Consider the following 12,916-nt stretch of genomic DNA (forward strand, 5'->3'; position numbering starts at 1 on the left):
GCTTTCAGTTCGCCCTCAAATACACGCCAATGGCGCTGTTTCTATCGATTTCCTTCTTGCCCAACGAGCAAAAGGAAGTGGGGTTGTCGTACGATACGCCATTGGCGGCCAGATACGCTTCGCCTTTGGCGCGCATACGGTCCTTTTCGGCGTCCGAGTCCACATAGGCCCGGATTTCCGTGTCCGAATACCCCAGTTTGTTCGCTTTGGACCTAAGGTCCCACATCACACTAATCGCCTTCAGACGGCGCCCGCTGATCGACGGGCAGAGTTCCGAAATCTCGTTTGCGATCGCGATGTAATAGAGTTCGTCGTCAATCTCTTTGACTTCGCGCAAAGGCGGTTTCGCCTCAGCCAGGGCAGGAATGCCCAATACTGCGAAAACCGTCAGAGCTTTTAGGACTTGCATGACATATCCTTTCGTCTTGGTTCCACCAAGACGACCTGCGGGCTGGACGTTATGCAATAACGCCTGCAACAACCCAGCATGATATGTCTGCATCTGCATCATGGACGGCGACACCGCCCTGCAAAGGTCAATTTATCGTCTACCACGCGCAACTTTTCAGGCTCGGTGTCCGGACCAACAGCCCAGTCGATACGAGATGACCCAAAACTGGTGATACAGAACTTTGTTCCTTCAAAGCGCCCTGCCTCGCGGGCCCCGTCCAAGGAAGCAGAGACGCCGTTGACCACCACTGTGAATTCTGTAGGTGACCTTTTCTTGTCGACCGGCTTCACCTTGGTGCGGAAATACTGGCCATCAAACCTAACCTGATCCGAAGATGGGGTTATCAGTCCACAGGCCGAGACCGCAAATAACGCCCCAAGGGCGACCGACCGGACTATGCCTGCCCCAAAGGTCTTGTTCCGAAGCATCCGACTTGCCACCATCAGAATGCCGCCACCAGTGCAATGATGCCCATTACGACCATGCAAGCCCAGCCAATCACGTAGAGAACGGACCTTAAGCCACTGTTTGGGCGACCAAGTCCACGAATATGGACAAACAGCATTACCAGCCGCGCAACCAAGGCAAGCGAAGCCAGCAGGTTTACCCAGAATGGATTGGCACCCATCAGAATAACGGCAAACGTTACGGCGACATAGGCTGGCAGTGTTTCGGTCCCATTCAGATAGGCACGGTTCAGACGATACGCCTTATCCGAGTAGTCCTGTTCAGGCGTTGCACCGGGCGCAAGTCCTTTGCCCTGCTTTGCCAGGGCTGTGAACGGAGCCATAAACAGCACGACCAGGGTGAAAATCACCACCGATGCAACAGCATGACCGTATTCTGCAAAGGTCTCCATCAAAAGTTACTCCGCCGCCATCGCGCCGGTGCGACCGGATTTCTGCGCCTTGATACGGTCCTCAATCTCTTCGCGGAAGTTGCGGATAAGGCCCTGGATAGGCCAAGCAGCCGCGTCGCCCAAGGCGCAGATTGTGTGACCTTCGACCTGTTTGGTCACATCGAACAGCATGTCGATCTCTTCCAGATCGGCCTCGCCGCGCACCAGACGGTCCATGACGCGCATCATCCAGCCAGTACCTTCGCGGCAAGGCGTACACTGGCCACAGCTTTCGTGCTTGTAGAACTTCGACAGCCGCCAAATCGCCTTGATGATATCAGTGGACTTGTCCATCACGATCACCGCAGCCGTCCCAAGCCCCGAGCCCAGATCGTTGCGCAGGTAATCAAAATCCATGATTGCGTCGCGCATATTATCGCCGCGCACACACGGAACTGACGAGCCGCCCGGAATCACCGCCAGCAAATTGTCCCAGCCGCCGCGAATACCGCCGCAATGGGTCTCGATCAGCTCTTCGAACGAGATCGACATCGCCTCTTCGACGACGCAGGGGTTGTTCACATGGCCCGAGATCGCAAACAGCTTGGTGCCTGCATTGTTCTGGCGACCAAAGCCCGCAAACCAATCTGCGCCCCGGCGCAGGATCGTCGGCACAACGGCGATCGATTCCACATTGTTCACGGTCGTCGGGCAGCCATAGAGGCCAGCGCCCGCCGGGAACGGAGGCTTCATCCGGGGCATGCCCTTCTTGCCCTCAAGGCTCTCGATCAGGGCGGTTTCCTCGCCGCAGATATAGGCCCCGGCACCGTGATGCAGGAACAGGTCGAAATCCCAGCCCGAGCCTGCCGCGTTCTTGCCCAACAGGCCCGCATCATATGCTTCGTCAATCGCTGCCTGCAGGGCCTCACGCTCACGAATGTATTCGCCGCGCAGGTAGATGTAGCAAGTATGCGCATTCATCGCGAAAGACGCGATCAGGCAACCCTCGATCAGCGTGTGCGGATCATGGCGCATGATCTCTCGGTCTTTGCAAGTACCGGGTTCGGATTCGTCGGCGTTCACAACCAGATAAGCCGGGCGACCGTCGCTTTCCTTGGGCATGAACGACCATTTCAAACCGGTCGGAAAGCCCGCCCCGCCGCGACCTCGCAGGCCCGAGTCCTTCATCGTCTGGGTGATCCAGTCGCGGCCCTTTTCGATCAGGCCAGCCGTGCCGTCCCAATGCCCGCGCGCCTGTGCGCCCCGCAATGTGCGCTCATGCATCCCGTAGATGTTGGTAAAGATCCGGTCCTGATCCTTCAGCATCGCGTGTTACCTTCAGCTGTCCTGACGCATACGCCAGAGTTGAAATATGTTGACGCCCGCATAGATGAAACCCGCCAGAGCGGCGAAATCAAACAGCAGCGCATACCGAGCGGTCAAACCCAGCGCGGGACCGATGAACAGGTTCATGGCAAGCCAAATCACCATCGTCACCGCAATGACAATGCCGATATGTCGGCCCTTTCGGGCTATGGCCAGTTCCTTGTCCTTATCCATCTTACCCTGATGCCCGACTGGGCACCGTCATCTAGTCTTCGTATGTGCCATCTTCCTTGGCACGTTTGGCAAATTCTGTCTCTTGGCCCGAGGCCAAACTTTTCGCCTGTTCAATCCAGCCGTCGCGTTCGATCCGGCCTTTGAACTTCAGCCGCGCATCGACCCAGGCCACATGTTCGGGTGTCCAGCCTGCGATCTGGTCGTAGTGATAGAAGCCCAGCCCGTTCAGCGTTTCTTCTAACTTCGGTCCGACCCCTTTGAGCAGCTTGAGGTCATCTGCCTTGCCACCGCGCGGGTCGGTCAATGTCTCGGGTTGTTCCTCGCCAACTGTCTCTGCCTTGGCCTTCGCCTCTTCAGCCTGCTTCGCGGCAGGTTTCGGCGTCGCACGCTCCTTCGGAGGTTTCGGGGCCGTTTTGGTTGCCGCCGCCTTGCCATCCTTACCCAGCCAAGGGGTCAGGATGGGCACTTCGGTTCCGTCGATGCGTTTGACAGTGTCCCCCAGATCAGAAGCCAGTTCGACACTCGCATTGTATTTAGGCTTGCCCGCCTCATACTCGGTCAAGCTGCTTAAACCGCTCAACGGTTCCGCCGCATAACGCCCGTTCTGCGGGCCCGGAGTCGGAACCTTGCCCGCCACCAGATCATCGATAATCTTGCCAAAGTTCTCGGCGGTCAGGTCTTCATAATAGTCCTTGCCGATCTGCGCCATCGGCGCGTTGGTGCAAGAGCCGAGGCATTCCACCTCTTCCCAACTCAGCTTACCATCTGCGGACAAAACGTGCGGCTTGGCGGCGATCTTGTCCTTGCAGACAGCGATCAAGTCCTCGGCCCCGCAGATCATGCAAGAGGTTGTGCCGCATACCTGAATATGTGCCACCGATCCAACAGGTTGCAGCTGGAACATGAAGTAGAACGAGGCGACCTCAAGAACGCGAATATAAGCCATGCCCAGCATGTCGGCGACGGATTCGATCGCCGGACGGGACAGCCACCCCTCCTGCTCTTGCGCGCGCCAAAGTAACGGGATAACCGCGCTGGCCTGACGACCTTCGGGGTATTTGGTGATCTGTGCTTCCGCCCATTGCTGGTTGGCAGCCGTGAAGGCGAAAGCATCGGGTTGTTCGGGGTGAAGACGGCGGAGCATTAGCGGTCAATCTCTCCAAATACGACATCCATGGTGCCGATGATGGCGGCGACGTCGGCCAGTTGGTGTCCTCCGGCGACGTGATCCATGGCTTGCAGGTGCAGGAAGCCCGGCGCGCGCAGTTTGGCGCGGTAGGGTTTGTTGGTGCCGTCGGCGACCAGATAGACGCCGAACTCACCCTTGGGGGCTTCGACGGCGGCGTAAACCTCGCCCGCAGGGACGTGGAAGCCTTCGGTATACAGTTTGAAGTGATGGATCAGGCTTTCCATCGAGGTCTTCATGTCCGAGCGTTTCGGCGGGGTGATCTTGCCGCGCGCCAGCACGTCACCCGGGCATTCGCGGATTTTGGCGATGGCTTGGCGGATGATCAGCAGTGACTGACGCATCTCTTCCATTCGCACCAGATAGCGGTCATAGCAGTCGCCGTTCTTGCCGACGGGGATCTGAAAATCGAACTCGTCATAGCATTCATAGGGCTGCGCGCGGCGCAAATCCCAGGCCAGACCCGATCCGCGCACCATCACGCCGGAGAAGCCGTATTTCTGAATGTCATCCTCAGTCACAACGCCAATATCGGCGTTGCGCTGTTTAAAGATGCGGTTTTCGGTCAACAGGCCGTCGATGTCGTCCAGAACGGCGGGGAATTCGTGACTCCACGCCTCCATATCATCCAGCAGTTCGGGCGGCAGGTCCTGATGGACACCTCCGGGGCGGAAATAGGCCGAGTGCAGGCGGGCTCCGCAAGCACGCTCATAAAACACCATCAGCTTTTCGCGTTCCTCAAAACCCCAGAGCGGCGGCGTCAGTGCGCCCACGTCCATCGCCTGCGTGGTCACGTTCAGCAAGTGGTTCAGGATGCGCCCGATCTCGGAATACAGAACCCGGATCAGCGAGCCACGGCGCGGCACCTCAACCCCGGTCAGTTTTTCAATGGCCAGACACCAGGCATGTTCCTGGTTCATAGGTGCCACGTAATCCAGACGGTCGAAATACGGCAGGTTCTGCAGATACGTCCGGCTTTCCATCAGCTTCTCAGTACCACGGTGCAGCAGACCGATATGCGGGTCGCAACGCTCGACAATCTCGCCGTCAAGCTCAAGAACCAGACGCAAAACTCCGTGCGCCGCAGGGTGTTGCGGGCCGAAGTTAATGTTAAAGTTGCGGATCTTCTGTTCTCCGCTCAGCGCGTCTGTGCTGCCGTCATCGTATCTTGAGCCGTCCATCAACGCCCTCGTTTCTTCTTTGCTTCGGCCCGAACCCGGACCTTTTCGGCCTCAGCCGCCTTGGCTGCGGCCCCTGCAAGCAAGACGCCCAAAGCGCCCAAAATGATCAATTCGCCCATCATGTCAGCGTCGCTCCATCTCTTGCAGCTTCATGGCCATCATCCACAACAGGACAATCACAGCCGGAGAGATAATGCAGGCAAACGCCCAGTTCTTGTTGATCCCGAAATGCGGCAGCAGCTTGATCATCGGTACGACCGTTGCGACCACCAGAATTATCCAGATCAGGAACTCGAGCATGACGGTTACTCCTGTTTTTCATCCCCCGGCAGAATGTAATTCGCACCTTCCCATGGGGACATGAAATCGAACTGCCGGTATTCCTGTACCAAGCTCACCGGCTCATAAACGACGCGCTTTTCGGCCTCGTCATAACGAACCTCGGTATAGCCCGTTGTCGGGAAATCCTTGCGCAGCGGATAGCCGCGGAAACCGTAGTCGGTCAGGATGCGCCGCAGATCGGGGTGACCCGAGAATAAGATGCCGAACATGTCGAACACCTCACGTTCGAACCAGTTGGCCGAGGGGTGAACATCGACGATCGAAGGCACCATGTCTTCCTCGCGGATCGACACCCGCAGGCGGATCCGCTGATTCTGGTACATGGACAGGAAGTGGTAAACCACATCGAACCGCTTGGCGCGCTCCGGGTAATCGACGCCGGTGATATCGACCAGAGACGAGAACTTGCAATTCGGGTCGGACTTCAGGAATTCGACGAATTCAACCAGGTTCGACGGGGCCACATCCACGTTCAGTTCGCCATGAGTCACGTCCCAGGACAAAACGCAATCAGTGCGCTTGAGTTCCAGCTGTGCGCCGAGTTCTTTGAGTGCTTCGCTCATTCACCCTCTCCTTCAGCGCACAATCGTGCCGGTGCGGCGGATTTTGCGTTGCAACTGCATCAGGCCATAAAGCAACGCCTCAGCGGTCGGAGGACAGCCAGGCACGTAGATATCCACCGGAACGATGCGGTCGCAACCGCGCACGACAGAATAGGAATAGTGGTAGTACCCGCCCCCATTGGCGCAGGACCCCATCGAGATCACATAACGCGGCTCGGGCATCTGATCGTAAACTTTGCGCAGCGCCGGGGCCATCTTGTTGGTCAGCGTCCCGGCCACGATCATCACGTCCGACTGACGTGGGGACGCACGCGGCGCGATGCCGAACCGTTCCGCATCGTAGCGCGGCATCGAGGTGTGCATCATCTCAACAGCACAACAGGCCAGACCGAATGTCATCCAGTGCAACGATCCGGTGCGCGCCCAGTTGATAATGTCCTCGGTCGAGGTCAGCAGGAAACCTTTGTCCTGCAACTCGGCATTCAGGGCCTGGGTGGCGACTTCTTTATCGACGCCGGCGGTGTTTGCACCCGTCATCACTCCCATTCCAAGGCCCCTTTCTTCCATTCATAGGCAAAGCCAATGGTCAGAACGCCCAGGAACACCATCATGGACCAGAAGCCCACATCGCTGATGTCTTTAAAGCCCACGGCCCATGGGAAAAGGAACGCGATTTCCAGATCGAAGATGATGAAAAGAATCGAGACCAGATAGAACCGGACATCAAACTTCATCCGCGCATCGTCAAAGGCGTTGAAGCCACATTCATATGCGCTGACCTTTTCGGGGTCGGGATTGCGGACAGCCAGAACCACAGCGGCCAGAATCAGGACGATTCCAAGGCCCACGGCAACGGCCAGAAACACCAGAATCGGGAGGTACTCCCGCAGCAGGTCTTCCACGTAAAGCTCCTTTCCTGCGCATGCCCCCAAAGGGTGCGCCGTCAATTGGCGTGTTGACTGGACATTCTCTATCCCTGCCGGGTCAGAGGGTCAACCGAACACAAACGCGCAGGGCGTGAAATATCTGCTTGCCATCAAAGGTTATTCCGGAAGAGTGATTCCTATCACCATGGCACGACGGCTATTGTCTAATCCTTACTAATCCAGGTTGGTTTTCGTTTCTCGAAAAAGGCGGCGATTCCCTCTTTGGCCTCGTGGGTTTCCCAACGGCCAACCAAAGCGCGGATCGTCTGGTCGATTACCGTGTCATCTATTCTTGGCCCCAAATCACGTACCAATCCCTTGGCCGAAGCGACAGCACCCGGCGCGCAGGCCAAATAGGGGGTCACTTCGGCTTCGACCGCCTCGGGCAAATCGACGGCTGCAACCACTTTCGCCAACAAACCAAGCTCAACCGCCTCACTGGCATCGAAAAGGCGTGCAGACATAAAAACCCGCCGCGACCGTGCCTCGCCCATGCGCGCGATGACATACGGACCAATCGTGGCCGGGATCAGCCCAAGCCGCGTTTCGGTCAGCCCCATGGTCAATGTGTCGACCCCGATGGCCACATCACAGACCGCGGCCAGCCCAACACCGCCCCCGAACGCATTGCCCTGCAGCGCCCCGATCAGAGGTTTCGGCAGTGTATTCAGCGCCTGCAGCATCTCGGCCAGCTTGCGCGCCTCGGTGAACCGCGTTTCGGGGGCGGCTGCCATCTGATCCTGCATCCAGCCCAGATCACCACCGGCACAAAAGCTCTTGCCCGCGCCAGTCAGGACCACAACCCGCACCGAGTCGTCCGCCCCCAACTGCCCTGCCGCTTGCGTCAGTTCGGAGATCATCTGCGCCGACATGGCATTATGCTTGCCGGGGCGGTTCAGCGTCAGAGTGGCAACACCGCGCGTATCATTCGTAACCGAAATCGTTTCGAACATCGTTTATTCCGCTCGCATGGCGCGCGCCATCTGGGCGGCCTCTTCCACGATCGCGACATCAATGCCCGTCTGATATCCTAGCCGATCAAGATGGGCGACTACAGATTCAGTGGCGACATTCCCTGCCGCCCCCGGCGCATAAGGGCACCCTCCCAGACCGCCGACCGCCGAATCGAATGTCCGCACACCAAGCGCCAGAGCTGCGTCGATATTGTCGATGGCACGTCCCGTGGTGTCATGAAAATGCCCCGACAAACGCGTCACAGGCACCCGTTCGCGCACGGCCAAAAGCATATGAGCGATTGTGTCAGGCGTCCCCTGCCCGATCGTGTCGCCCAGCGAGATCTCATAGCAGCCCAGCGCGAACAATGTGTCGGCCACCTCGGCCACCTTTTCGGGCGAGGTCGGACCGTCATAGGGGCAGTCGGTCACGCAGGACACATAGCCCCGCACCGGCAGGTCGATACGGCGCGCGGCCTCCAGTATGGGTGTGAAGCGTTCAATGGATTCCGCAATCGTCGCGTTGATATTGGCCTTCGAGAACCCCTCGGACGCCGAGGCAAACACTGCAATCTCATCGGCTTTGGCGGCCAGCGCGTCCTCGTACCCGCGCATATTCGGTGTCAGCGCAGCATAGCGGATACCATCGGCCCGGCTGATCCCGGCCAGCACCTCGGCACTGCCTGCCATCTGCGGCACCCATTTGGGCGAGACAAAGCTGGCCACCTCGATCCGGTTGAACCCGGCTCGGCTCAGGCAATCGACCAGAGCGACTTTTTCCGCAACTGGGATTTGCCGCTGCTCGTTCTGCAGCCCGTCGCGCGGCCCCACTTCGAATATCTCGACCCGATCGCCCATCTTACTCCTCCGCTAAGCTGTTGATCCAACTGTGCCACGGCTGAGGCGGCAGGAACAGATCATTCCTCCTCCAGCCGGACCAGTGCGGCCCCGGCCTCGACCTGAGCGCCCGCCTCGACCAGCACTTCGGCCACGACGCCATCGCGGGCTGCCAGCAACGAATGCTCCATCTTCATAGCCTCAAGGATGGCCAACCGGTCGCCCTCGGCCACAGCCTGCCCAGACTGCGCAAAGACCGCCTTGACCAGACCGGGCATCGGGGCCTCGATCAGATTGGTATTGCCAATGGCGCTGGTATCGCGGTCCAGCGGGTCGATCATCTCGAACACCTGGCCATAACCCTCGAATACCGTGATCTTGGAAACAGCGACCGAAACGCGCGGCATAGCTGCACCGCCGATAGTCCAGTCGCCCGCGCTACGTTCGGCCAGAATCGTCTCGTTGCCGATGTGCCAGACCTGCCGGTTCGGACCTTCGACCTGCACATCCAAATCAATCACATCAGCCGCCATAAGCGGAACGGCACGGTGCAGAGGCGCCCAAAGCGAGAACCCAGCCTCCTCAGATGTGTCCACCAAACCCGCAGCGGTCATGGCCGCCGCAACTGCAGCACGCGTTGAGGTTGCCGAGGTCTGAACCAACCCATCCAGATCACGCCCGATCAGCCCGGTATCCACATCACCCGACGCGAACCCTTGATGGCGCGTCAGCGCGCCAAGAAAGGCAAGGTTGGTTACAGTGCCCGCGACCTCGGTCTGACGCAACGCACGGTGTAACTGTTCCAGCGCAATGTCGCGCGTAGGGCCGTGGACGATGACCTTGGCAATCATAGGGTCATACCAAGGACTGATCGTATCCCCTGCCCTCACACCGCTGTCGGCCCGGCAGAGCGCCGGGAAGTGCAGATGCGTCAACGTCCCTGTCGCAGGCAGAAAGCCTTTGGGCACGTCCTCGGCATACAGCCGCGCCTCGAATGCGTGACCCGATATAGAAAGGTCACCCTGCTGTTTCGGCAGCGTCTCGCCCGCCGCCACGCGCAACTGCCATTCCACCAGATCAACCCCGGTAATCGCCTCGGTCACAGGATGTTCCACCTGCAGGCGCGTGTTCATCTCCATGAACCAGAACCGATCCGGCCGCAGCCCGTCCGAGGCATCAACGATGAATTCAACCGTACCCGCGCCCTTATAGCCAATCGCCTCGGCGGCGCGTACACCGGCCTGCCCCATCGCTTCGCGCATTTCAGCCGTCATACCGGGTGCCGGAGCCTCTTCGATCACCTTCTGGTGCCGCCGCTGCAACGAGCAATCGCGTTCGAACAGATGAACCGCATGGGTGCCGTCGCCGAAAACCTGCACCTCGATATGGCGCGGTTTGGAGACGAATTTCTCGACCAGAACGGCGTCGTTGCCAAAAGCGGTGCGCGCCTCGCCACGCGCGCTGTCCAGCGCTTCTGAAAAATCTTCGGCACGTTCAACCAGCCGCATGCCCTTGCCGCCGCCGCCCGCGACCGCCTTGATCAGCACCGGATAGCTGACGGTTTCTGCGGCGGCTGCCAAATGCTCGGCATCCTGATTGTCGCCATGATAGCCCGGCACGACGGGCACGCCCGCCTGTTCCATCAAGACTTTGGCAGCATCCTTGAGGCCCATCTTGTGGATCGCATCCGCCGATGGCCCGATGAAGGTCAGCCCAGCCGCCTCAACCGCATCGACGAAATCGGGGTTCTCGGACAGAAACCCGTATCCCGGATGGATCGCCTGCGCTCCAGTGTCGAGCGCCGCCTGAATGATCGTGTCGCCCTTCAGATAACTCTCCGCCGGAGCCGCGCCACCGATATGCACAGCCTCATCCGCCATCTGCACATGCTTGGCCGAGGCGTCCACATCAGAATAAACCGCAACGCAGGCCACACCCATCTTCTGAGCTGTCGCGATCACCCGGCAAGCAATCTCACCTCGGTTGGCAATCAGGATTTTGTTGAACATGACTTACCCCTCAACCGTCAGATCTTCGACCAACCGGAATCGCTCACAGAGCAACTCCATTTCCGGCTCGAACCCGCCATTTCGTTCAAAGTACCGGCGGTGATCTGCGCGCCACCCCTCAAGCGTCTCATTCTCGCCTTCGGCCAAAGCAAATTCCTCGGTCACATCGCAATAGCGGCAGATCGAAACTTCGACCGTTTCGATCACCAGCGCCGGTCGGTCGTCCCATTCCAAAGCGATGTCCCTGCGCCCTACAACCGGCGTGTCCGCACTGTCCTCGGGGTAATCCCGCAACGCGCCGCAGGTCGCGGTTTTCTTTCCTGCGCGCACCAACGCCAACAACTCGGCGCTCAGCGTTGCGTTGTCTCCAAACTTGAAGGTCTGCGCACCGGGGTAGCGGGATTTCAGTTTTTCCAGATCGACCATTTTACATCCTGAACACGCCAAAGCGTGTCTCCTCGATCGGAGCGTTCAACGCCGCACTCAGCGACAAGGCCAACACATCGCGCGATTTGCGCGGGTCGATGATGCCGTCATCCCAAAGCCGCGCCGAGGCATAAAGCGGATGCGATTGCTCTTCGAACATGTCCAAGGTCGGGCGTTTGAATTCGGCCTCTTCCTCGGTCGACCATGTGCCGCCCTGCCGCTCGATCCCATCGCGCTTGACGGCGGCCAGAACGCCCGCAGCCTGCTCCCCGCCCATCACGGAAATCCGGGAATTCGGCCAGGTCCACAGAAAACGCGGCTGATACGCCCGCCCTGCCATGCCGTAGTTCCCCGCGCCGAACGAGCCTCCCACCAACATTGTGACCTTCGGCACCGAGGTCGTCGCCACCGCCGTCACCATCTTGGCCCCGTGCCGCGCGATGCCCTCGTTCTCGTATTTGCGGCCGACCATAAACCCGGTAATGTTCTGCAGGAACACCAGCGGGATGCGACGCTGAGAACACAGCTCGACAAAATGCGCGCCCTTCTGCGCCGCCTCGGAAAACAGCACGCCGTTATTGGAGATGATCCCAACCGGGCAGCCTTTAACATGAGCAAAGCCGGTTACCAGCGTTTCCCCGAAGCGCGGCTTGAACTCATCGAAGCGCGAGCCATCGACCAGCCGCGCAATCACCTCGCGGATATCATAGGGCGTGCGCAGATCGGCAGGCACAACCCCGAGGATTTCCTCTGGGTCATAGGCCGGGTCCTCAGGGTTGGCCCAATCCACCGTCTGCGGTTTGCGCAGGTTCAGCGACCCTACGGCTCGGCGCGCCAAAGCCAGTGCATGCGCATCATCCTCGGCCAGATAGTCCGCCACGCCGGACAGACGCGTATGTACGTCACCACCGCCCAGATCCTCGGCGCTGACCACCTCGCCCGTTGCGGCCTTGACCAGAGGCGGACCGGCCAGAAAGATCGTGCCCTGTTCCTTGACGATGATCGTCACATCCGACATCGCGGGCACATAAGCCCCGCCTGCCGTGCACGACCCCATCACCACCGCGATCTGAGCAATCCCCTTGGCGCTCATCCGCGCCTGATTATAGAAGATGCGGCCAAAGTGGTCGCGGTCCGGGAAAACCTCATCCTGATTGGGCAGGTTCGCACCGCCACTATCGACCAGATAGATGCAGGGCAGATGGTTTTCCTCGGCAATCTCCTGTGCCCGCAGGTGTTTCTTGACGCTCATTGGATAGTAGGTGCCGCCCTTCACGGTGGCGTCGTTGCACACCACCATGACCTCGCGCCCCTGCACCCGGCCAATACCCGCGATCACCCCGGCACAGGGCGCGGCATCGCCATACATCCCATGCGCAGCCGTCGCGCCGATTTCCAGAAACGGAGACCCCGCGTCCAGCAGGTTCGCCACCCTGCGCCGGGGGAGCATCTTGCCCCGGGATTCATGCCGCGCGCGGGATTTCTCACCGCCGCCCATGCGGGCGGCCTCGGCAGCTGTTGAGATTTGCGCGAGGGCGTCGAGGTGGGCCGCGCGGTTTGCCTTGAAGCCCTCAGAGGCGGGCATGGCTTTGGACGTGAGTTTCATTGATCCTCCTGAGGTGCAGCGGGCACAAAGGTCCTAGA

Annotated in this window: 17 protein-coding genes; all 17 read right to left on the reverse strand. The window is 59.5% G+C overall.

What is annotated here, in order from left to right; all coding sequences use genetic code 11:
- Positions 1 to 4 precede the first annotated feature (4 nt).
- Positions 5 to 511: a DUF5333 domain-containing protein gene (locus AC2TAD_RS18190; protein WP_480869310.1), complete on the reverse strand. Its 507-nt coding sequence runs from the start codon at positions 509 to 511 to the stop codon at positions 5 to 7.
- Positions 508 to 879 (reverse strand): hypothetical protein, encoded by a 372-nt coding sequence (locus AC2TAD_RS18195; RefSeq protein ID WP_480869312.1) that lies wholly within the window; start codon positions 877 to 879, stop codon positions 508 to 510. Before AC2TAD_RS18195 ends, AC2TAD_RS18190 begins: the two co-directional genes overlap by 4 nt.
- Positions 880 to 893: 14 nt before the next feature.
- Positions 894 to 1,310: an MAPEG family protein gene (locus AC2TAD_RS18200; protein WP_480869314.1), complete on the reverse strand. Its 417-nt coding sequence runs from the start codon at positions 1,308 to 1,310 to the stop codon at positions 894 to 896.
- 6 nt (positions 1,311 to 1,316) lie between these two features.
- The gene (nuoF, locus tag AC2TAD_RS18205; RefSeq protein WP_480869316.1) at positions 1,317 to 2,615 is read right to left on the reverse strand and encodes an NADH-quinone oxidoreductase subunit NuoF; all 1,299 of its coding nucleotides are present in this window, start codon (positions 2,613 to 2,615) and stop codon (positions 1,317 to 1,319) included.
- A gap of 12 nt (positions 2,616 to 2,627) precedes the next feature.
- Entirely contained in the window at positions 2,628 to 2,849 is a 222-nt protein-coding gene (locus tag AC2TAD_RS18210; RefSeq protein ID WP_170752163.1) for a DUF5337 domain-containing protein, read from the reverse strand.
- Positions 2,850 to 2,880: 31 nt separating this feature from the next.
- Positions 2,881 to 3,993 (reverse strand): NADH-quinone oxidoreductase subunit NuoE, encoded by a 1,113-nt coding sequence (gene nuoE, locus AC2TAD_RS18215; RefSeq protein WP_480869318.1) that lies wholly within the window; start codon positions 3,991 to 3,993, stop codon positions 2,881 to 2,883.
- Positions 3,993 to 5,216 carry an NADH-quinone oxidoreductase subunit D gene (locus AC2TAD_RS18220; protein ID WP_480869320.1) on the reverse strand — a complete coding sequence of 408 codons (1,224 nt, stop codon included), beginning with the start codon at positions 5,214 to 5,216 and terminating at the stop codon, positions 3,993 to 3,995. The genes nuoE and AC2TAD_RS18220 overlap by 1 nt, the downstream gene beginning before the upstream one ends.
- Positions 5,216 to 5,338 (reverse strand): hypothetical protein, encoded by a 123-nt coding sequence (locus AC2TAD_RS18225; protein WP_257599041.1) that lies wholly within the window; start codon positions 5,336 to 5,338, stop codon positions 5,216 to 5,218. The genes AC2TAD_RS18220 and AC2TAD_RS18225 overlap by 1 nt, the downstream gene beginning before the upstream one ends.
- A gap of 1 nt (position 5,339) precedes the next feature.
- Entirely contained in the window at positions 5,340 to 5,516 is a 177-nt protein-coding gene (locus AC2TAD_RS18230; protein ID WP_480869323.1) for a hypothetical protein, read from the reverse strand.
- 5 nt (positions 5,517 to 5,521) lie between these two features.
- Complete coding sequence (locus tag AC2TAD_RS18235; protein WP_353393407.1) at positions 5,522 to 6,121, reverse strand: NADH-quinone oxidoreductase subunit C; 600 nt, start codon at positions 6,119 to 6,121, stop codon at positions 5,522 to 5,524.
- A gap of 12 nt (positions 6,122 to 6,133) precedes the next feature.
- Positions 6,134 to 6,667, reverse strand: a complete 534-nt coding sequence (locus tag AC2TAD_RS18240) for a NuoB/complex I 20 kDa subunit family protein (RefSeq protein WP_037307875.1) — start codon at positions 6,665 to 6,667, stop codon at positions 6,134 to 6,136.
- Positions 6,658 to 7,023 (reverse strand): NADH-quinone oxidoreductase subunit A, encoded by a 366-nt coding sequence (locus tag AC2TAD_RS18245; protein WP_050602775.1) that lies wholly within the window; start codon positions 7,021 to 7,023, stop codon positions 6,658 to 6,660. The genes AC2TAD_RS18240 and AC2TAD_RS18245 overlap by 10 nt, the downstream gene beginning before the upstream one ends.
- A gap of 188 nt (positions 7,024 to 7,211) precedes the next feature.
- Positions 7,212 to 8,000, reverse strand: coding sequence for a crotonase/enoyl-CoA hydratase family protein (locus AC2TAD_RS18250; RefSeq protein WP_480869325.1), 789 nt, complete (start codon positions 7,998 to 8,000; stop codon positions 7,212 to 7,214).
- Positions 8,001 to 8,003: 3 nt separating this feature from the next.
- Entirely contained in the window at positions 8,004 to 8,858 is an 855-nt protein-coding gene (locus AC2TAD_RS18255; protein WP_480869327.1) for a hydroxymethylglutaryl-CoA lyase, read from the reverse strand.
- Between the two features lie 59 nt (positions 8,859 to 8,917).
- Positions 8,918 to 10,846 carry an acetyl/propionyl/methylcrotonyl-CoA carboxylase subunit alpha gene (locus tag AC2TAD_RS18260; RefSeq protein WP_480869329.1) on the reverse strand — a complete coding sequence of 643 codons (1,929 nt, stop codon included), beginning with the start codon at positions 10,844 to 10,846 and terminating at the stop codon, positions 8,918 to 8,920.
- Positions 10,847 to 10,849: 3 nt separating this feature from the next.
- Complete coding sequence (locus tag AC2TAD_RS18265) at positions 10,850 to 11,272, reverse strand: ASCH domain-containing protein (RefSeq protein WP_480869331.1); 423 nt, start codon at positions 11,270 to 11,272, stop codon at positions 10,850 to 10,852.
- Between the two features lies 1 nt (position 11,273).
- Positions 11,274 to 12,878 (reverse strand): carboxyl transferase domain-containing protein, encoded by a 1,605-nt coding sequence (locus tag AC2TAD_RS18270; protein ID WP_480869333.1) that lies wholly within the window; start codon positions 12,876 to 12,878, stop codon positions 11,274 to 11,276.
- Positions 12,879 to 12,916 lie beyond the last annotated feature (38 nt).

The sequence above is a fragment of the Ruegeria sp. HKCCD7628 genome, assembly GCF_057221005.1.